19 protein-coding genes are annotated in these 17,990 nt (G+C 63.5%); 9 read left to right on the top strand and 10 right to left on the bottom strand.

The window, feature by feature from the left end; translation table 11 throughout:
- Positions 1 to 559 precede the first annotated feature (559 nt).
- The 3 genes from rplM (at position 560) to erpA (ending at position 2,035) form a co-directional block, all read left to right on the top strand.
- The gene (rplM, locus tag B0G75_RS23600) at positions 560 to 988 is read left to right on the top strand and encodes a 50S ribosomal protein L13 (protein WP_007180422.1); all 429 of its coding nucleotides are present in this window, start codon (positions 560 to 562) and stop codon (positions 986 to 988) included.
- A gap of 11 nt (positions 989 to 999) precedes the next feature.
- The gene (gene rpsI / locus B0G75_RS23605; protein WP_011489810.1) at positions 1,000 to 1,392 is read left to right on the top strand and encodes a 30S ribosomal protein S9; all 393 of its coding nucleotides are present in this window, start codon (positions 1,000 to 1,002) and stop codon (positions 1,390 to 1,392) included.
- 277 nt (positions 1,393 to 1,669) lie between these two features.
- A complete protein-coding gene (erpA, locus tag B0G75_RS23610) occupies positions 1,670 to 2,035 on the top strand; it encodes an iron-sulfur cluster insertion protein ErpA (protein WP_007180424.1) in 366 nt (121 codons plus the stop codon).
- An 83-nt stretch (positions 2,036 to 2,118) separates the two neighbouring features.
- Here the strand turns inward: erpA and B0G75_RS23615 are convergent, their stop codons facing one another.
- Entirely contained in the window at positions 2,119 to 3,249 is a 1,131-nt protein-coding gene (locus tag B0G75_RS23615) for an anhydro-N-acetylmuramic acid kinase (RefSeq protein ID WP_106311122.1), read from the bottom strand.
- A 206-nt stretch (positions 3,250 to 3,455) separates the two neighbouring features.
- On the opposite strand from B0G75_RS23615, the gene tyrS reads away from it, so the two are divergent.
- The 3 genes from tyrS to B0G75_RS23630 all read left to right on the top strand — a co-directional run bounded on the left by tyrS (position 3,456) and on the right by B0G75_RS23630 (position 5,971).
- The gene (tyrS, locus tag B0G75_RS23620) at positions 3,456 to 4,706 is read left to right on the top strand and encodes a tyrosine--tRNA ligase (RefSeq protein ID WP_106311125.1); all 1,251 of its coding nucleotides are present in this window, start codon (positions 3,456 to 3,458) and stop codon (positions 4,704 to 4,706) included.
- A 31-nt stretch (positions 4,707 to 4,737) separates the two neighbouring features.
- Positions 4,738 to 5,196: a D-aminoacyl-tRNA deacylase gene (dtd, locus tag B0G75_RS23625; protein ID WP_106311128.1), complete on the top strand. Its 459-nt coding sequence runs from the start codon at positions 4,738 to 4,740 to the stop codon at positions 5,194 to 5,196.
- A 103-nt stretch (positions 5,197 to 5,299) separates the two neighbouring features.
- Positions 5,300 to 5,971, top strand: coding sequence for a histidine phosphatase family protein (locus B0G75_RS23630; protein ID WP_106311131.1), 672 nt, complete (start codon positions 5,300 to 5,302; stop codon positions 5,969 to 5,971).
- Positions 5,972 to 6,148: 177 nt separating this feature from the next.
- Here the strand turns inward: B0G75_RS23630 and B0G75_RS23635 are convergent, their stop codons facing one another.
- From B0G75_RS23635 to ruvA, 3 genes are all read right to left on the bottom strand, one after another.
- Positions 6,149 to 7,090 carry an oxygenase MpaB family protein gene (locus B0G75_RS23635; protein WP_106311134.1) on the bottom strand — a complete coding sequence of 314 codons (942 nt, stop codon included), beginning with the start codon at positions 7,088 to 7,090 and terminating at the stop codon, positions 6,149 to 6,151.
- Positions 7,091 to 7,125: 35 nt separating this feature from the next.
- Positions 7,126 to 8,190 (bottom strand): Holliday junction branch migration DNA helicase RuvB, encoded by a 1,065-nt coding sequence (ruvB, locus tag B0G75_RS23640; RefSeq protein WP_106284022.1) that lies wholly within the window; start codon positions 8,188 to 8,190, stop codon positions 7,126 to 7,128.
- A gap of 118 nt (positions 8,191 to 8,308) precedes the next feature.
- Positions 8,309 to 8,890, bottom strand: coding sequence for a Holliday junction branch migration protein RuvA (ruvA, locus tag B0G75_RS23645; RefSeq protein WP_106284023.1), 582 nt, complete (start codon positions 8,888 to 8,890; stop codon positions 8,309 to 8,311).
- Between the two features lie 160 nt (positions 8,891 to 9,050).
- Between ruvA and B0G75_RS23650 the strand changes: the two genes are divergently transcribed.
- Positions 9,051 to 9,683, top strand: coding sequence for a LysE family translocator (locus tag B0G75_RS23650; RefSeq protein WP_106311137.1), 633 nt, complete (start codon positions 9,051 to 9,053; stop codon positions 9,681 to 9,683).
- A 163-nt stretch (positions 9,684 to 9,846) separates the two neighbouring features.
- Here the strand turns inward: B0G75_RS23650 and ruvC are convergent, their stop codons facing one another.
- On the bottom strand, positions 9,847 to 10,389 hold the full coding sequence (gene ruvC, locus B0G75_RS23655; RefSeq protein WP_106311140.1) for a crossover junction endodeoxyribonuclease RuvC: 543 nt from the start codon (positions 10,387 to 10,389) through the stop codon (positions 9,847 to 9,849).
- 128 nt (positions 10,390 to 10,517) lie between these two features.
- On the opposite strand from ruvC, the gene B0G75_RS23660 reads away from it, so the two are divergent.
- Positions 10,518 to 10,757 carry a hypothetical protein gene (locus B0G75_RS23660; protein ID WP_106311144.1) on the top strand — a complete coding sequence of 80 codons (240 nt, stop codon included), beginning with the start codon at positions 10,518 to 10,520 and terminating at the stop codon, positions 10,755 to 10,757.
- A gap of 247 nt (positions 10,758 to 11,004) precedes the next feature.
- Here B0G75_RS23660 and purH read toward each other — a convergent pair whose 3' ends face one another.
- From purH to B0G75_RS23685, 5 genes are all read right to left on the bottom strand, one after another.
- A complete protein-coding gene (purH, locus tag B0G75_RS23665) occupies positions 11,005 to 12,570 on the bottom strand; it encodes a bifunctional phosphoribosylaminoimidazolecarboxamide formyltransferase/IMP cyclohydrolase (protein ID WP_106311147.1) in 1,566 nt (521 codons plus the stop codon).
- 65 nt (positions 12,571 to 12,635) lie between these two features.
- Positions 12,636 to 12,869, bottom strand: a complete 234-nt coding sequence (locus tag B0G75_RS23670) for a Fis family transcriptional regulator (protein ID WP_007180440.1) — start codon at positions 12,867 to 12,869, stop codon at positions 12,636 to 12,638.
- A complete protein-coding gene (gene dusB / locus B0G75_RS23675) occupies positions 12,866 to 13,930 on the bottom strand; it encodes a tRNA dihydrouridine synthase DusB (protein WP_106311150.1) in 1,065 nt (354 codons plus the stop codon). The genes B0G75_RS23670 and dusB overlap by 4 nt, the downstream gene beginning before the upstream one ends.
- Before the next feature lie 237 nt (positions 13,931 to 14,167).
- A complete protein-coding gene (locus B0G75_RS23680) occupies positions 14,168 to 15,559 on the bottom strand; it encodes a UbiH/UbiF/VisC/COQ6 family ubiquinone biosynthesis hydroxylase (protein ID WP_106311153.1) in 1,392 nt (463 codons plus the stop codon).
- Between the two features lie 19 nt (positions 15,560 to 15,578).
- On the bottom strand, positions 15,579 to 16,982 hold the full coding sequence (locus B0G75_RS23685; RefSeq protein ID WP_106311156.1) for an aminopeptidase P N-terminal domain-containing protein: 1,404 nt from the start codon (positions 16,980 to 16,982) through the stop codon (positions 15,579 to 15,581).
- Between the two features lie 203 nt (positions 16,983 to 17,185).
- Here B0G75_RS23685 and B0G75_RS23690 point away from each other — a divergent pair, with 203 nt between their 5' ends.
- Positions 17,186 to 17,800: a glutathione S-transferase C-terminal domain-containing protein gene (locus B0G75_RS23690; protein ID WP_181309333.1), complete on the top strand. Its 615-nt coding sequence runs from the start codon at positions 17,186 to 17,188 to the stop codon at positions 17,798 to 17,800.
- Positions 17,801 to 17,990: the final 190 nt, after the last annotated feature.

Genomic DNA, 17,990 nt, shown 5'->3' on the forward strand with positions numbered 1-17,990 from the left:
CCCGATGACGGCTTGCGTGTTGCGCCGCGGCATGTTCAAGCGATTCGGGAATGCCCTGACAAATTTAGGGGTTTTACTCTAGTTGATGTCTGTGGATATGGCCGTGCGGTTCTTGCTTGGTGATTGATTTCAAAGAAAATTCAGCAAATTCTAGCCAAAAAACTCCGCTGCCACATTATGAAATCGTATTTCGCATTGCAAATGTTCTTGCGTCGCACAAGGTCGGCTCATATAATCGTTTCTGTCTCCTCCACCTCCTCCTTTGGTGGATTAAACCCGAACCGCTCGTTCGGGTTTTTTTTCGCCCGCGTCCTGCGCGACGCACAGCCGGTTAGAGCGGGATAGCTCGCCAAATCACGCTTCCGGCTACCAGATTGCAGCGGAATCTCGCGCTCACTCCTGTACGTTTTGACTTGCCGTAGCAAATTCCTTTATAATTCAGGGCTTTTCCGCATCCGCGCCCGCGGAGGAAGAACCAGGGAGAGCCTGCACGCGCCTCGATGCGCACACTACAAGCAGGAAAAAACACATTGGGCGCAGCAATTTTTTTGGATCGATCATGAAGACGTTTTCCGCAAAAGCCCATGAGGTTACGCGTGAATGGTACGTGATTGACGCGACGGATAAGGTTCTCGGGCGTGTCGCCAGCGAAGTGGCACACCGTCTTCGCGGCAAGCACAAGCCTGAATTCACTCCGCACGTCGACACCGGTGATTTCATCATCGTTATCAACGCGGGCAAGTTGCGCGTCACGGGCAACAAGGCTACTGACAAGAAGTACTACCGTCACTCGGGCTACCCGGGCGGTATCTATGAAACGACGTTCGGCAAGATGCAAGAACGCTTCCCGGGCCGTGCGCTCGAGAAAGCGGTCAAGGGCATGCTGCCGAAGGGCCCGCTCGGCTACGCGATGATCAAGAAGCTGAAGGTCTACGCTGAAGCAACGCATCCGCATTCGGCACAACAGCCGAAAGCGCTCGAGATCTAAGGGGAGCCCACATGATCGGTAACTGGAATTACGGCACGGGCCGCCGCAAGAGCGCCGTCGCACGCGTCTTCATCAAGGCAGGCAAGGGCGATATCGTTGTGAACGGCAAGCCTATCGCCGATTACTTCTCGCGCGAAACGTCGCTGATGATCGTGCGTCAGCCGCTGGAACTCACGAACCACGGCGTTACGTTCGACATCAAGGTCAACGTGACGGGTGGCGGTGAAACGGGTCAAGCCGGTGCGGTTCGCCACGGCATCACCCGCGCGCTGATGGACTACGACGCAACGCTGAAGCCGGAACTGTCGAAGGCTGGCTTCGTTACGCGTGACGCACGTGAAGTGGAACGTAAGAAGGTCGGCTTCCACAAGGCACGTCGCCGGAAGCAATTCTCGAAGCGTTAATCGTTTCGGGTGCAAGCCGGCTTTCGGGTCGGTGCGCTGCAAAAGCCGCCAACGCTTTCGCGATGGCGGCTTTTTTCATGGGTTCGCGGCTCAGTGCGTTCGGTGCTGCCGCAACGAACTGGTCGCCAAAGCGGCGATATATCCCGTTTAGCCGGGCTGGTGGCGGCGGAACGCGCCGTCCATTGATTTTCTGGAAGAACCCATTGATTTTGTGGGCATCAGCACGATATCGAGATCAGCCCTACAATAGCGGTTAGAAGCTTTTTGGAGAGTTCGAATGAACGCAGTCACCGATACACCCGTGACCGAGATGCCCGCCCCCTTCGTTTTTACCGACGCAGCGGCTGACAAGGTCAAGCAACTGATCGAAGAAGAAGGCAATGCGGACCTCAAACTGCGCGTTTTCGTGCAGGGCGGCGGCTGCTCGGGCTTTCAGTACGGTTTCACCTTCGACGAAGCTGTCAACGAAGACGACACCGTCATGAACAAGAGCGGCGTCCAGCTGCTGATCGATTCGATGAGCTACCAGTACCTGGTGGGCGCTGAGATCGACTACAAGGACGACATCAACGGCGCGCAGTTCGTTATCAAGAACCCGAATGCAACGACCACTTGCGGTTGTGGTTCGTCGTTCTCGGTGTAATGGCTCGCTGAATAACAGGTTGAAACAAGAAACGGGGCTTCGGCCCCGTTTCTTGTTTTCTGCACCCGAATCTTGCGCGGCGCTCAGCGCGGATAGATCGCCCCGAGCACGCGCTCGGCTGACGCGCCTGTCACCGCCGGCAGATTGCCCGGCAGACGCGCCACGCAGCGCATCGCGAGCCAGGCGAAAGCAAGCGGCTCGACCTGGCTTGGCGGTACGCCGAGCGCATCGGTGGTCATGACGGGAACGCCGCTGACGCCGCTGTCTTCCAACGCCTGCTGCAGCGCCTTCAGAATCTCCGGGTTACGCGCGCCGCCGCCGCAGACATAGACCGCTCTCGCGTCCGACGCGTGCCGCTCGATCTCGCGCGCGACCGTAACGGCGGTGAGCGCAACCAGTGTCGCCTGCACGTCGGCGGGATTGAGCCCGGCAAACGGTTGCAGCTTCGCATCGAGCCATTCCGCGTTGAACAGGTCGCGGCCGGTGCTCTTCGGCGGCTGTTGGCCGAAAAACGGCTCGTCGAGCAACGCATTCAGCAGCGTGCGATCCACCTGGCCGCCCGCCGCGAAATGGCCGTTTTCGTCGAACGGTTTGCCGAGATGGCGCTGCGCCCACTCGTCGAGCAGCGCGTTGGCCGGTCCGCAGTCGAAGCCGCGCACACTGCCGGTCGCGTTGAGAATCGTGATATTGCTGATGCCGCCAAGATTGCAGACCACTCGTGTTTCGTTTTTCGCGCCGAACACCGTGGCGTGAAAAGCCGGCACGAGCGGCGCGCCCTGGCCGCCGGCCGCGACGTCGCGGCTGCGGAAATCGGCGATCACGTCGATATGCATCATTTCCGCGAGCAGCGCCGGGTTGTTGATCTGCCGCGTATAGCCCTTTTCCGGCCGATGCCGGACCGTCTGCCCATGCACGCCGATCGCGCGCACCTCCGCAGCCGGCACGCGGCTGCCGTGCAGCAGTTCGTGGCAGCACACGGCGTAGCGCGTGGCGAGCGCATTGGCGGCCAGCGCCTCGCGTTCGATCTCGTTGTCGCCGGGTTGCTGGAGCGCGAACAAAGCATCGCGCAGGCCCGCGGCAAAGCCGACAAACGCCTCGGCCAGCACCACCGGCGGCTTGCCTTGCGCGAACCTGACAGCCACGCCGTCCACGCCGTCCATGCTGGTGCCGGACATCAATCCAAAGTAGACGCCGTCTGCGGGGTCTTGCGCCACGTTGCTGCTCCTCTCGATGGTTCGTTGCGATCCGTTGTAGCAGATTATCGGGCGAAGCGCGGTCGAATATAAAGCGCCGCGACGCCGGCGGCACGACGTCGAACGCAGAAATCGTGCGTCGGCGGGGCGCTTGTGGCTGCGTCAGTGGGCGCGGCGGCGCGCATCTATGGGACAATCTCCTTTTTTCGCGACTTCACGTTTCCAGCATGAGCACCGAGTCCACCAAGCCTAACCCCGCTGCCGCCTTCCCGATCACCGACGAAGTCCGTCACGCGCTCGCCGTCACCAAGCGCGGTGTCGACGAATTGCTGATCGAAGACGAATTCGCGCAAAAACTCGCGAAGAGCGCGGCCACGGGCAAGCCGCTGCGTATCAAGCTCGGGCTCGATCCGACCGCGCCGGACATTCACATCGGCCACACGGTCGTGTTGAACAAGATGCGCCAGTTGCAGGATCTCGGTCACACCGTGATTTTCCTGATCGGCGATTTCACGTCGCTGATCGGCGATCCGTCGGGCCGTAATGCCACGCGTCCGCCGCTCACGCGCGAGCAGATCGAATCGAACGCGAAGACGTATTTCGACCAGGCCGCGCTCGTGCTCGACCGCGAAAAGACCGAGATCCGCTACAACAGCGAATGGTCGATGCCGCTCGGCGCCGATGGCATGATCAAGCTCGCGTCGCGCTACACGGTGGCGCGGATCCTCGAGCGCGAAGACTTCACGAAGCGTTTTCAGGGCGGCGTGCCGATCTCGATCCACGAGTTCCTGTATCCGCTGATGCAAGGCTATGACTCAGTTGCGCTGAACGCGGACCTCGAACTCGGCGGCACGGACCAGAAGTTCAACCTGCTGGTGGGCCGCGAGTTGCAGAAGCAATACGGCCAGGAACAGCAATGCATCTTGACGATGCCGCTGCTCGAAGGGCTCGACGGCGTCGAGAAGATGTCGAAGTCGAAGAACAACTACATTGGCATCAGCGAAAAGCCGACTGACATGTTCGGCAAGCTGATGAGCATTTCCGACGTGCTGATGTGGCGTTACTTCGAACTGCTGTCGTTCCGTCCGATGGACGAAATCGCCGGCTTCAAGAGGGAAATCGAAGCGGGCCGCAATCCGCGCGATTTCAAGGTGCTGCTCGGTCAGGAAATCGTCGCGCGCTTCCACTCGCAAGCCGATGCCGAGCGCGCGCTCGAAGACTTCAACCATCGCGCGAAGGGTGGCGTGCCGGACGATATTCCGGCCGTGACGCTTGCGGGCGCCCCGCTCGCGATCGGCCAGTTGCTCAGACAGGCCAACCTCGTGCCGTCGACGAGCGAAGCGCTGCGCAACATCGAGCAGGGCGGCGTGAAGATCGATGGCGCGACCGTGTCCGACAAGGGTCTGAAGGTCGAAGCCGGTGAATACGTCGTGCAGGTCGGCAAACGCCGCTTTGCGCGCGTTACGCTGACAGCCTGATGTTCAGCATGCCACTAACGGAGCCGCGCCGATGATCGCGCTGATCCAGCGCGTGCGGCGTGCGGAAGTGCGCGTGGCCGACCGCGTGACGGGCGCGATCGAGGCGGGCCTGCTCGCGCTCGTGTGCGCCGAACGCGGCGACACCGAGGCGGGTGCCGACCGGCTGCTGGCCAAGGTGCTCGGCTACCGCGTTTTCAGCGATGCCGCCGGCAAGATGAATCTCTCCGTGCAAAATCTCGATGGCGCCGGGCGTGCGGGCGGGCTGCTGCTCGTGTCGCAATTCACGCTGGCCGCGGACACCAACAGCGGCCTGCGTCCGAGCTTTACGCCGGCCGCGCCGCCGGATGAAGGCAAGCGCCTCTTCGATTACTTTGTCGCGGCGGCGCGGGCGAAGCATCCGATCGTCGAGACCGGCGAGTTCGGCGCCGACATGCAGGTCTCGCTCGTCAACGACGGGCCGGTCACGTTCTGGCTGCAGACGAACGCCTGAGCTTTGTCCTTCAATGCGCACCTTGGCGTGCGCATCCATCCTCCAGCCGCGTTTGCGACAATAGCGGCTCGGCAACACCGGCCATGGCGCCCACTTTTATCCCATGACGACGCAGATTCTGTTCATCCGGCACGGCGAGACCGACTGGAACCGCATCAAGCGCATTCAAGGTCACATCGACATTCCGCTCGCTACGACGGGGCTGGCGCAGGCGCAGCGCCTGGCGCGCCGCATGGCCGATGAGGCGAAGCAGGGCGCACGGCTCGACGCGATCTATTCGAGCGATCTGCAACGCGCGCAGCAAACCGCGCAGCCGATTGCCGATGTGCTCGGCTTGCCGCTGCAGTTGCGGGAAGGTCTGCGCGAGCGTTCATACGGCGCGTTCCAGGGCCACGATAGCGACGAGATCGCCCTGCGTTTCCCCGATGAATACGCGCACTGGCAAACCCGCGATGCAGGCTTCGCACCGCCGGAAGGCGAGTCGCTACGCACGCTCTACCATCGCGTGCTGCACGCGATCGAACCGCTGGTCGCCGCGCATCCTGGTGGGCGGATTGCCTGCGTGGCGCACGGCGGCGTGCTCGATTGCGTGCGACGCTTTGCCTGTGGTCTGCCGCTTGATGCGCCACGTAACTACCCTTTGCTGAACACGAGCGTGAACGCTGTGGATTTCGACGATGGCAAGGCGACGATCGTGTCGTGGGCGGACGTCTCGCATCTCGATGCGCCGAGCGCGGATGACAGTTTCAAGAAGGTGCCGGAGCCGGAGCGATGATTGGCGCGGAGCGATCGGGCAGCGTGATCTTGCGCGGCTGATTCGAACCGTTCGCGCGCGTCCCGCGAATTCGGGCCGCCGAAGACCGGTGTCGCGATTTACGCGCATATTCACGCGGTTGTTGTCGCTGACGTTTGATCGCGCAGTTTTTTGCGCGTTCGAGCATCGCCGCTCGCGTTACTTCGGGTCGCGTACGCCCGCAGCCACGCGTCGGCGCGCCCGTTTCGACACACCATTCACCAGCGCCCAGCGAATGACCGGCGCGACCAGCCGCACGCCAGGCCTGGCCACCGCGCGGCGAAGCACGGCATAGCGCTGGAATCCCAACATCGCCTGTGCCCAATCAGGCAGAAGATCGACGCCGGCGTTGAACATCAACACGCCGGCCGGCCGCATCGATAGGCTCGGGGCGGGCGCGTTCATCAGAACCCTCACGACTTCGCGCGTGCGTTCGCTGGCCACAAGCCCGGGCTGCATCGCGAGCAAGTAAGCATCGATCTCGGCTTGCGAACGCGGAATGTTCGACGCGCCGAGCATCTCGGCAATGCGCGCGGTCTCGGCGAAGTACTGATCCTGCGCGGTAATCGGCAGTGTCGGGTTCACATAGCGCAAGTGCGCGGTCATGAAGCTCGACACTTCGGCGACATGCACCCATGTCAGCAACTCGGGTTCGCTCGCGCGATAGGGCTGGCCGTCAGGCGTGACGCCGCTCACGCCAAGATGAATGCGCTTCACACGTTCGATCAGCGCCAGCGCGTCGTGCCGGCTGCCGAAGGTCGTGCCCGCGATAAAAGTCGCGGTGCGGCGCAGGCGGCCGAGAATATCGGTGCGAAACGTCGAATGGTCCCACACGCCGGCGAGGGCCAGCGGGTGCAGCGCCTGAAGCAGAAGCGCGCTGATGCCGCCCGTCATCATGGATGTGAAATCGGCGTGGACTTTCCAGCATACGGAGTCAGGGCCGAACAGGCCGGGGTCGCCCGGAGGCGACGAGTAGTCGAGCGTGGGACCGCTGCCGCTTGTCAGATGCGTGACGCCGGCGGCCAGTTTCGAGCGGAGCCTGCCGGTGAGAAGTTGCGCGAGACCGTTGGACGAGTTGGGCTGCCTGGTTTGGTCGGACATCCTGATTCGGTCTCGTGGGGCGTGACGTGTGCCGCTCAGGTCGCGGCCGAATCCCACAGACCCGGCAGGCCGCTCGACGAATCCGGCGCGGCAAGGCCGAAATGCCGGTACGTGAGCAGCGTGGCGACACGGCCGCGCGGCGTGCGTTGCAGGAAGCCTTGCTGGATCAGATACGGCTCGAGCACGTCTTCAATCGTGTCGCGTTCTTCGCCGATTGCCGCCGCCAGATTGTCGACGCCGACCGGGCCGCCGTCGAACTTGTGCAGAATTGCTTCGAGCAGCTTACGGTCCATCAGGTCGAAGCCGACTGCATCCACGTCGAGCATCTTCAGCGCGGCGTCGGCCACCTGCGCGGTAATGTTGCCGTCTGCCTTCACCTCGGCGAAGTCGCGCACGCGCCGCAGCAGACGGTTCGCGATCCGCGGCGTGCCCCGCGCGCGCTTGGCGATTTCAAACGCGCCGTCCGGATGGATCTGCGCATGGAGCAGCGACGCCGAACGCGTGACGATGCGCGCCAATTCCTCGGCGTTATAAAACTCGAGCCGCGCCACGATGCCGAAGCGGTCGCGCAGCGGGTTGGTCAGCATGCCCGCGCGCGTGGTCGCGCCGACCAGCGTGAACGGTTGCAGGTCAAGCTTCACGCTGCGCGCGGCCGGCCCTTCGCCGATCATGATGTCGATCTGATAATCCTCCAACGCCGGGTACAGAATTTCTTCGACGACCGGCGAGAGCCGGTGGATTTCGTCGATGAACAAAACGTCGTTGGCTTCGAGATTGGTAAGCAGCGCGGCGAGGTCGCCGGCGCGTTCGAGCACCGGCCCGGACGTTTGCCGCAAATTCACGCCCATTTCCCGCGCGATGATGTGCGCGAGCGTGGTTTTGCCGAGGCCCGGCGGCCCGAACAGCAGGACGTGGTCGAGCGATTCAGAGCGGCGCTTGGCGGCCTCGATAAAGATTTCCAGCTGGCCGCGCACTTTTTCCTGCCCGACATATTCTTCGAGCTGGCGCGGACGCAACGCGCGCTCGAACGCTTCTTCGTTCGGCGAGACGGGCGTGGCCGCGATGATGCGCTCGGCGGCGAGTTTGTCGGTTTCGATCATGCGTTCATTGTACCGCGAGCCGCCTGCCGCGAAACTCGGCCGAATGGCCAGGGTGCGCGGCGCGCGGGCGTGTGCGAAGCTTCAGTTGTCACTTGCATGTCGAACCGAGGGCTGAGCTTCAGCCTTTGGACAGCGCCTTCAACGCGAGCTTGATGCCCTCGGACACGCCGGTGCCGGCCGGCACGTTTTTGACGGCGGCCAGCGCTTCCTTTTCGGAGTAACCCAATGCGAGCAGTGCGTTCAGGATGTCGGAGGCGTGGTCGGATGCCGACGCCGCGCCCGCCATCGCGCCCAGGTCGGCGCCGATCTTGCCCTTCAGTTCGAGGAGCAGGCGCTCCGCCGTCTTCTTGCCGATGCCCGGCACACGCGTCAGACGCGCCGCGTCCTGCATCGTGACGGTCTGCGCGAGTTCGTGCACGCTCATGCCGGAGAGCACCGCCAAAGCCATGCGCGCGCCGATGCCGGATATTTTCAGCAGTTCGCGGAACGTCGAGCGTTCCTCCGCAGTGCCGAAGCCGTACAGCAGATGCGCGTCTTCGCGGACGATCATCTGTGTGAGCAACACGACGCGTTCGCCGGTGGAGGGCAGGTTGTAGAACGTGCTCATCGGCACATCGACTTCGTAACCGACGCCGTTGCAGTCGATGAGCAGATGCGGCGGGTTTTTTTCCAGCAGAACGCCGGCAATGCGACCGATCATGGCGAATTCAATATCGAGAGAAAGGGCGAGTGTAGCGCAGCGCGTGAGCGTCGAGTGGACAGCGAGTTACGCGTAATCGCGGTTGACCCGCTCGAGGCCGCCCCATAGACTGAGATCCCTTTTGGCGGGTTCTCAACCCACTCACCCAGAAGGAGCTTTCATGCTGAGCCTCACCACTCTCGCGCTGTTTGCCGGCGCGTGTCTCGCCTTGACCGCCACGCCCGGCCCAGACATGTTGCTGATTGCCTCGCGCAGTGTGAGCCAGGGGCGTTCCGCGGGGTTCGCGTCGCTGGCGGGCATTCTGGTCGGCACGTATTGTCATGCTTTGGCTGCGGCGTTCGGCTTGTCGCAACTCTTTCTGGCTGTGCCGATGGCATACGACTTTGTCCGATTTGCCGGCGCCGCGTATCTGCTCTATCTCGCCTGGAAAACATTCCGTGCGCAGGGCACGGTGTTCGCGCCGAATGCGTCGATGAGCCGTTATCCGGTTGGCCGCATTTTCCGTCAGGGTCTCTTCACCAATCTGCTGAATCCGAAAGTTGCGCTGTTCGTGCTCGCGCTGTTTCCGCAATTCGTGCGGCCCGAAGCGGGGTCGGTCGCGTTGCAGATTATGGTTTTGGCCACCGTGCTGAACGTGATCGGCTTCTGCGTGAATGGCGCGGTGATCCTGATGGCGAGCAGGCTGAGCCGCAAGCTGTCGGCGGGGCGGCGGCCGTCGAGGATGCCGCAGTATTTGTTGGGGGCGGTGTTTGCGGGGTTGGCTTGCCGCCTTGCGCTCGCTAGCCGGAGTTGATCGGGGAACTGCGCAGTGTAGATGCGTTGCGTACCATCTTGCGTGAGCCGTGAGCCGTGAGCCGTGAGCCGTGAGCCGTGAGCCGTGAGCCGTGAGCCGTGAGCCGTGAGCCACGAACACGGCTGTGTGGCGCGAGTGAGGCCAACGAGCCCAGTGTGCTGCGCTATCCGACTAAACGTCCGCGCCTCACCCGCAGCCCCTTCTTCGCCAGAGAGGGCGCGATACCGCCCAACGTACTCAGCGTCGTGCCGCCGTGTGCGTGGCAGATAGCCATGCCGAGCGCGTCGGCGGCGTCGGTGCTGGGTACGCCGGAGAGGTTGAGCAGACGCACCACCATCTGTTGCATCTGTTCCTTGGTTGCGCGGCCGTAACCCACCACGGCCTGCTTCAATTGCAGGGCCGTATATTCGGCGACCGGTATGCCGCCCGCAACCAGTCCACAGATCGCCGCGCCGCGCGCCTGGCCGAGCAGCAAGGTGGATTGCGGATTGACGTTGACGAACACTTTTTCAATCGCCGATTGATCCGGCGAATGCTGGCGGATCAATGTGGAGATGCCTTCGAAGATGGTGCCCAGACGCGACGGCAAATCGGCGTCGGCGGTTTTGATGACGCCGCTCGCGACATAGCTGAGCGTATGGCCGCTTTGGTCGATCACGCCGAAGCCGGTCACGCGCAGGCCGGGGTCGATGCCGAGAATTCTCATGAGGTGCCGCAAATGCGGTAAAAACCAGGTGCTTGCGATACTACAACACGCGCGCCACGTGGCGGCCGGCGCGCCGCGATATCGGCGGAATAAAAACTGCTGGGTGTGCTGCAAGGAGGCATTCGCACATGGAGCGCTATCGGAATCTCAGCGGCGACTCGGGCGTCGAGGCTTATGAAATCGGCGACGATTTCGTCGCTGTCCGCTTCAGGCACGGCGTGGTGTATTGGTACACCGAGGCGAGCGTCGGTGCACGGCACGTCGCTGCGTTGAAACGTCTCGCGCAACGCGGGCAGGGGCTCAGCACTTATATCAGCCAACACGCTGATGTGAGCGGCGGCTATGCGAGAAAGGAATCGGACGACTGAACGGCGCTCGGCGGAAGCACGGCAGGACCGAAACAAGCGGCGCACGCGACACACACGACACACACGACACACACGACACACACGACACACACGACACACACGACACAAGCGCCGAACCGAAGACCGCACCAAGCCCGCACCAAAGAAAACGGCCCGGCGAATAATTCCACCAGGCCGCATCTCTAAACCTCAACCCTCACTAGCAACCCGGTTTTAACAAGAGCCCGGCGCCACTGCCAAACCCAAATCAATGCCGGAAGTGACGCACACCCGTCAGCACCATCGCGATATTGTGCTCATCCGCCGCGCCAACCACTTCGTCATCGCGCATCGAACCGCCCGGCTGAATCACGCAGCTCGCGCCCGCCGCCACCACCACGTCGAGGCCATCGCGGAACGGGAAGAACGCGTCCGACGCCACCGCGGAACCGGCCAGCGTCAAACCGGCGTTCTGCGCCTTGATGCTCGCAATGCGCGCCGAGTCCACGCGGCTCATCTGGCCCGCGCCGACGCCGAGCGTCATGCCGTTGCCGCAGAACACGATCGCATTCGACTTCACGAACTTCGCCACGCGCCACGCGAACAGCAGATCGTCCATTTCCTTCGGCGTCGGATGACGCTTCGTGACCACGCGCAATTCGTGCGGCTGCACGTTCTTCGAGTCGAGCGATTGCACCAGCAGCCCGCCGCCCACGCGCTTCAGATCGAACGCGTTGTGGCCTTCGCCCAGCGCGATTTCCAGCAGACGCACATTCTGCTTGGCCGCGAACACCTGGCGCGCTTCGGCGCTAAACGACGGCGCGATCAGCACTTCGACGAACTGCTTGGCCACGGCCTGCGCCGCCGTTTCGTCCACTTCGCGGTTGAAGGCGATGATGCCGCCGAACGCCGAGGTCGGGTCGGTCTGCAGCGCCTTGGCGTATGCGTCGTGCGCATCCGCACCGAGCGCCACGCCGCACGGATTCGCGTGTTTGACGATCACGCAGGCCGGCACGTCGAAGGTCTTCACGCATTCCCACGCCGCGTCGGAATCCGCGATGTTGTTGTACGACAGTTCCTTGCCTTGCAACTGGTTGTAGTTCGCCAGCGCGCCGGCCGGCACGCTCAGGTCGCGGTAGAACGCCGCGCTCTGATGCGGGTTTTCGCCGTAGCGCAGATCCTGCACCTTCTCGAACGCGAGGTTGAACGTTGCCGGATACGTGTTGCGCGACGAGTGTTGCAGTTCGTCGGTCAGGCTCGTCAGGTAGTTCGTGATCGCGCCGTCGTATTGCGCCGTGTGCGCGAACACCTTGGTGGCAAGGCGGAAATTCGTCTTGTACGACACGGCATTGCTGTTCGCGCGCATCTCGTCGAGCACGACCGCGTAGTCCGCCGGATCGACCACCACCGTTACGTCGCGATGATTTTTCGCGGCCGAACGCAGCATGGTCGGGCCGCCAATGTCGATGTTCTCGATCGCGTCTTCCAGCGAGCATTCTTCTTTCGACACGGTCTGCACGAACGGGTACAGATTCACGACCAGCAGGTCGATGGTCGGAATGTCGTGCTTCTCAAGCGCCGCCATGTGTTCCGGCAGGTCGCGGCGCGCGAGAATGCCGCCGTGCACCTTCGGATGCAGCGTTTTCACGCGCCCGTCCAGCATTTCCGGGAAGCCCGTGTAATCGGCGACTTCGGTGACGGAGAGACCCGCGTCCGCGAGCAGTTTCGCGGTGCCGCCGGTCGACAGGATCTTGACGCCGAGGTCGGACAGCGACTTGGCGAAGTCGACGATGCCGGACTTGTCGGAAACGGAGATGAGCGCTTGCTTGATCATGATGAAGACGAAAAGCCGAAGGGAAACGTGGCAGGGCGCGAGAAACTACAACGAATTACAACGGGCTACAGCAAACCGTGCTGTTGCAGCTTCTTGCGCAGCGTATTGCGGTTGATGCCGAGATACTCGGCGGCCAGCGACTGATTGCCGCCGGCCTGCTCGAGCACCACTTCGAGCAGAGGTTTTTCTACGCAGGAAATCACCATGTCGTAGACGTCGTGCGGATTGGAGCCGTCGAGATCCTGGAAATACATTCCCAGGCTGTCGCGGACAGATTGTTCGATATTGTTCTTGCTCATGCTGCTAGTCGGTCGGTTTGGTCCGGCTCGCCGTTTTCGTTGAGCGTCTCGTCGACGTAGACGAGACGGTCTGAGATCGCCTTTTGGGCGTCGAAGAATTCGTTGACGGCGAGGAGTTGTTCGCGCGTGGTGTCCAGCGTATTCATGCGATGGCGGAACACGTTGGCGCCAGAAAGGCCGCGAGTGTACCAGCCGATGTGCTTACGCGCAGTGCGGACACCGGTAAATTCCCCGTAGAACGCGTAATGGTCTTCCAGATGCTCGTTCATCACCTGCTGGATCTCGTCGATCCGCGGCGGCGGCAGCAACTCGCCCGTTTGCAGGAAATACTCGATCTCGCGGAACAGCCACGGACGCCCCTGCGCCGCGCGGCCGATCATGATGGCGTCGGCGCCGGTGGCGGCGAGCACCTCGCGCGCCTTGTGCGGCGAGGTAATGTCGCCATTGGCGACCACGGGAATGCGCACCGCCGCTTTCACTGCGGCAATGGTCTCGTATTCGGCGTCGCCGTGATACAGGTCGGCGCGCGTGCGGCCATGCACGGTCAGCATGGCAATGCCCGCCGATTCGGCCAGACGCGCGACATTCAGCGCATTCTTGTTCTCGCGATTCCAGCCCGTGCGGATCTTCAGCGTGACGGGCACCGCGTCCGGCCCGACGCCCACGGCGCCCACCACGGCCTCGACGATGCGTTGCACCAGCGGCTCGTTCTGCAGCAAAGCCGAACCCGCCGCCACGTTGCACACCTTCTTGGCCGGGCAGCCCATGTTGATGTCGATGATCTGCGCGCCGTTCGCCACGTTGTAGCGAGCCGCTTCGGCCATCATGGCCGGATCGGCGCCGGCGATCTGCACGGCAATCGGCTCGACCTCGCCCGCGTGGTTGGCGCGGCGCATGGTCTTCTCGCTCTTCCACAGCTGCGCGTTCGAGGCGACCATTTCCGACACCGCATAGCCCGCGCCCAGCCGTTTGCACAGTTGCCGGAACGGCCGGTCGGTCACGCCGGCCATAGGCGCGACGAACAGGTTATTACGCAGATTGTGGGAGCCGAGAGTGGGCATAACGTGAGACGCGGTGGTCGCGCGCGGCCGATTGCACAATTTCAGTCAATCGGAGCGTTCGCGAAATGCGAGAGAAAACCGCTATTTTAGCGTTAACGGATAGCCGGTACCCGACATGTGCCTGTCGTAACCCATTAAATCTTCTATGAAAGTGCGCCGATTCATAGAACCGGCGCTGCCCGCGCGGACCCTTCCGCGCTGAGCAAAAAGGCCGTGGGGCGCGAGCGGGCGGCGCGCCTAGCGACGCTGTCCGAACATCATTTGCCGTGCCAGCGCGGTTTTTACCGGCGGCAGGAACTCGAGCGCGGTAAGAGCGAGGCCACGCACGACGGCGAGCGGCGCGAAGTCGATGGTGAAGAGGCGCGCGAGCGTGTCGGTGGCGCCGATCGTCATGCGGCGGTCGAGCGCGCGACGTTGCGCGAAGGTGGCCAGTGCGAGCGGGGTCGGACCTTCCGCCGACAGGGCGTCGGCGAGCGCGTGCGCGTCGCGCAGACCCAGATTCAGACCTTGGCCCGCGACCGGATGCAGCGTCTGCGCCGCGTTGCCGATCGCAACGACGTGGCCATTCACGAGCGTTTCGACGGCGTTCAGCCCCAACGGGAACGACGCGCGTCCCTTGATGTGCGTGAAGCGGCCCATGCGGTCGCCGAATGCGGCGCCGAGTTCGCGCAGGAAGTCTTCGTCGGAGAGTTGCGCGCGGCGCGCGGCTTCTTCGGGCGCGCAGCACCAGACTAGCGCGTAGTCGGCGCCGCGCACGCCCCCCATCGGCAGCAATGCGATCGGCCCTTGCGACGTGAAGCGCTCCCACGCCACGTGCGGTTGCGGCGCGGATACCGTCACCGTGCCGACCAGCGCGGTTTGTCCATAGTCACGCGAGCCGGGTTCGGCGGCGCCTCGGCCGGCGCGCCGTGCGTCGTCGTCGTTCCGGCCGCTGCGCTGATCGGCGCTTTTCGCCGCGCTGTTCGCGGCCCGGTTGTCGGCGCTGTCGCTATCGCCGTCGTGGCCGGCTTGCTCGTCCGCACTCATGCTGGCGTCCCTGCCGGCGCGTTTTCCCGTGGGTTTAGCAGACTTCTGATCGCCGAACAGCCCGCCTTCGGCATTCACCAGAATGCGCGTGCGCAAGTGACGCGTGACGCCCGCGGTTTCGATCGGCAGCGTGACGCCGTCGAGTTCCTGCGTCGGCGCCGCAGCGGAAGTGGAGCGGAACCAATGCACCGAGGTCGCGTGCACCGCCTCGGCGAGACCATGCACGATCGAACCGTAGCGCAGCACGTAGCCGAGCGCCGGCAAGCCGTGCTCGCCGTGATCGATCAGCGTGCGGCCGAAGTGGCCGCGCTGCGAGACATGAATACGCTGGATCGCGGTGGCATCGGCGGGCCAGCGCAACGGCTCCAGGATCATCCGGCTGCCGTGCGACACAGCGATAGCGCGCGGATCGGCGATCGAATCTTCCGGCTCGCGCGCGTCGACGAGCGCGATCTTCAACTCCCGCGTCGCGCTGCGGCGCGCCAGCCAGCCCGCCAGCGCCAGTCCGACCGGACCGGCGCCGACGATCGTCACGTCGAAATCGAAGGGCGGGCCGGCCTTGGCGGGCTTCAGGATCACCGTCGACTGGGAAACATCGTTCATTGCGAGTTACTTCCTTGTTTCATGTGCCGCGATGTGCCGCGCGGGCTTCCTGCATCAGCGCCTCGATCTCGTCGGCGGCGACCGGCACGTCGCGCGTCATGAGTTCGCAACCGGTCGGCGTGACAATCGCGTCGTCCTCGATGCGGATGCCGATATTCCAGTAGCGCTCGGGTACGCCTTCGGTCGGCCGGATATACAGGCCGGGCTCGATCGTCAGCGTCATCGACGTTTGCAGCGTGCGCCACGGCAGCGCGCCCGCTTCGTCGCGCGGCGCGCCGCGTTCGCGGTAGTCGCCGACATCGTGCACGTCCATGCCGAGCCAGTGGCCGGTGCGGTGCATATAGAAGGGCGCGTAGGCGCGTTCCGCGATCACGTCGTCGACGGAGGCGAACTTCGCGCGCTCGATGATGCCGGTGTCGAGCAAGCCCTGCGACAGCACACGCACGGCGGCCTGGTGCGGGTCGTCGAAGGTGGCGCCGGCGCGGGTGGCGTCGATCGCGGCCTGCTGCGCGGCCAGCACGATGTCGTACAGCTCGCGCTGCGCCGGCGTGAAGCGGCCGCTGGCGGGGAAGGTGCGGGTGATGTCGGACGCGTAGCCGTCGAGTTCGCAGGCGGCGTCGATCAGAATCAGGTCGCCGTCCTGGGCAATCGCGTTGCCGGCTGGGTAGTGCAGCACGCAGGCGTTCGCACCGGCCGCGACGATCGACGTGTAAGCCGGCGCCTGTGCGCCGAACTTGCGGAACGTGTAGAGCAGCTCGGCTTCGAGTTCGTACTCGCGCACGCCCGGATGGCACGCGGCCATGGCCCGACGATGCGCCTGGGCGGAAATCTGCCCGGCCCGGCGCATGATGGCGAGTTCGTGAGCGTCCTTGATAAGCCGCATCTCGTCGAGCAACGGGATGAGGTCGCGCGCGGTCGCGGGCGCGGCGACACCGCCACGGCTTTGCGCCCGCACCGCGTCGAGCCAGCCGCGCACCCGCTCGTCCAGTTGCGCCGAGGCGCCGAGCGCGTAATGCAGCGACGGCTTGTCGGCGAGCAGTCGCGGCAGTTGCACATCGATTTCGGCGACGGCGAACGCGGCGTCGAAACCAAAGGCCTCGCGCGCGCCGTCAGGGCCGAAGCGGAAACCTTCCCACGTTTCGCGCTCGACGTTTTTCTCGCGGCAAAACAGCACCGAAGCGGGTTCGCCGGGCGCGGCGCTGGCGTCGAGCACCAGCAGCGCCTCGGGCTCGGTGAAACCGGTCAGGTAATAGAAGTAGCTGTCGTGCCGATAGGGATAATCGGCGTCCCGGTTGCGTAGTGCTTCCGGCGCGGTGGGGACGATGGCGACGCCGCCGCCCGCTGCCCGCAGCGCGGCGAGTACGCGCTCACGGCGCGTGCGGTAGACGTCGATGGCGATGGTGGGTTCGGTCGGCTGGTTCATCGTGCGATTGTAGCGCCCATGCGCGGAGTTATTTTGCGCGGGATACTCATGGAAGCGGCAGCCAAGGCGCCCGCCGCGCTGTTGCAATCCGTCCACAGCAAGCCCCCGTGCGGCTCGCGAAGCGTCGGCGCGACGCTTCTGAACGCTCGTGAACGCCGCCGACCACTTATACTTTCGCCGGATTCAGATAAAGGCAGATGGTAATGATGAAACTCATCGGTTCGCTCACCAGCCCCTTCGTGCGTAAAGCGCGGATCGTGCTGGCCGACAAGAAGATCGACTACGAACTGGTGCCCGAGAATGTCTGGGCGCCGGATACCCACATTCACACTTTCAACCCGCTCGGCAAGGTGCCGTGCCTCGTGATGGAAGATGGCGAAGCGGTGTTCGACTCGCGGGTGATCTGTGAATACGTGGATACGCTTTCGCCGGTCGGTAAGCTGATTCCGCAGTCGGGACGCGAGCGCGTCGAGGTCCGCTGCTGGGAAGCGCTCGCGGACGGTGTGCTGGACGCGGCAGTGCTGATTCGCCTTGAAGTCACGCAGCGCGCGCCGGAGCAGCGCGTGGATGCGTGGGTGGCGCGCCAGCAACGCAAGATCGACGAAGCGTTGATCGCGATGGCGCAGGGACTGGGCAGCAAGACGTGGTGCGCGGGCAATCACTACACGCTCGCCGATATCGCGCTGGGTTGTGCATTGGGTTATCTGGATTTCCGCATGCCGGAATTGAACTGGCGCGAACCGTATCCGAATCTGGACAAACATTTCCAGAAGCTCTCGCTGCGCCAGTCGTTCATCGATACGGTGCCTTCCGACTGAATAAGCGGCTAAACGGATACGAGGTGGTGCTGTCTTGAATAAGGTGGTCCGCCATATCGCGAAGTTTGAAAAATAGTGTCATTCAAGCTTCCAGAATCATGAATTGAAGCTTACATTTGTGGTAAAAATGCGCCTGCCCGTCAGGCGCATTTTTTTTGTCTGTCACGTGGCGTAAATGCATCCGTGCAGG

Origin of the sequence: Paraburkholderia sp. BL18I3N2, assembly GCF_003001875.1 — a bacterium.
GTDB lineage: Bacteria > Pseudomonadota > Gammaproteobacteria > Burkholderiales > Burkholderiaceae > Paraburkholderia > Paraburkholderia phytofirmans.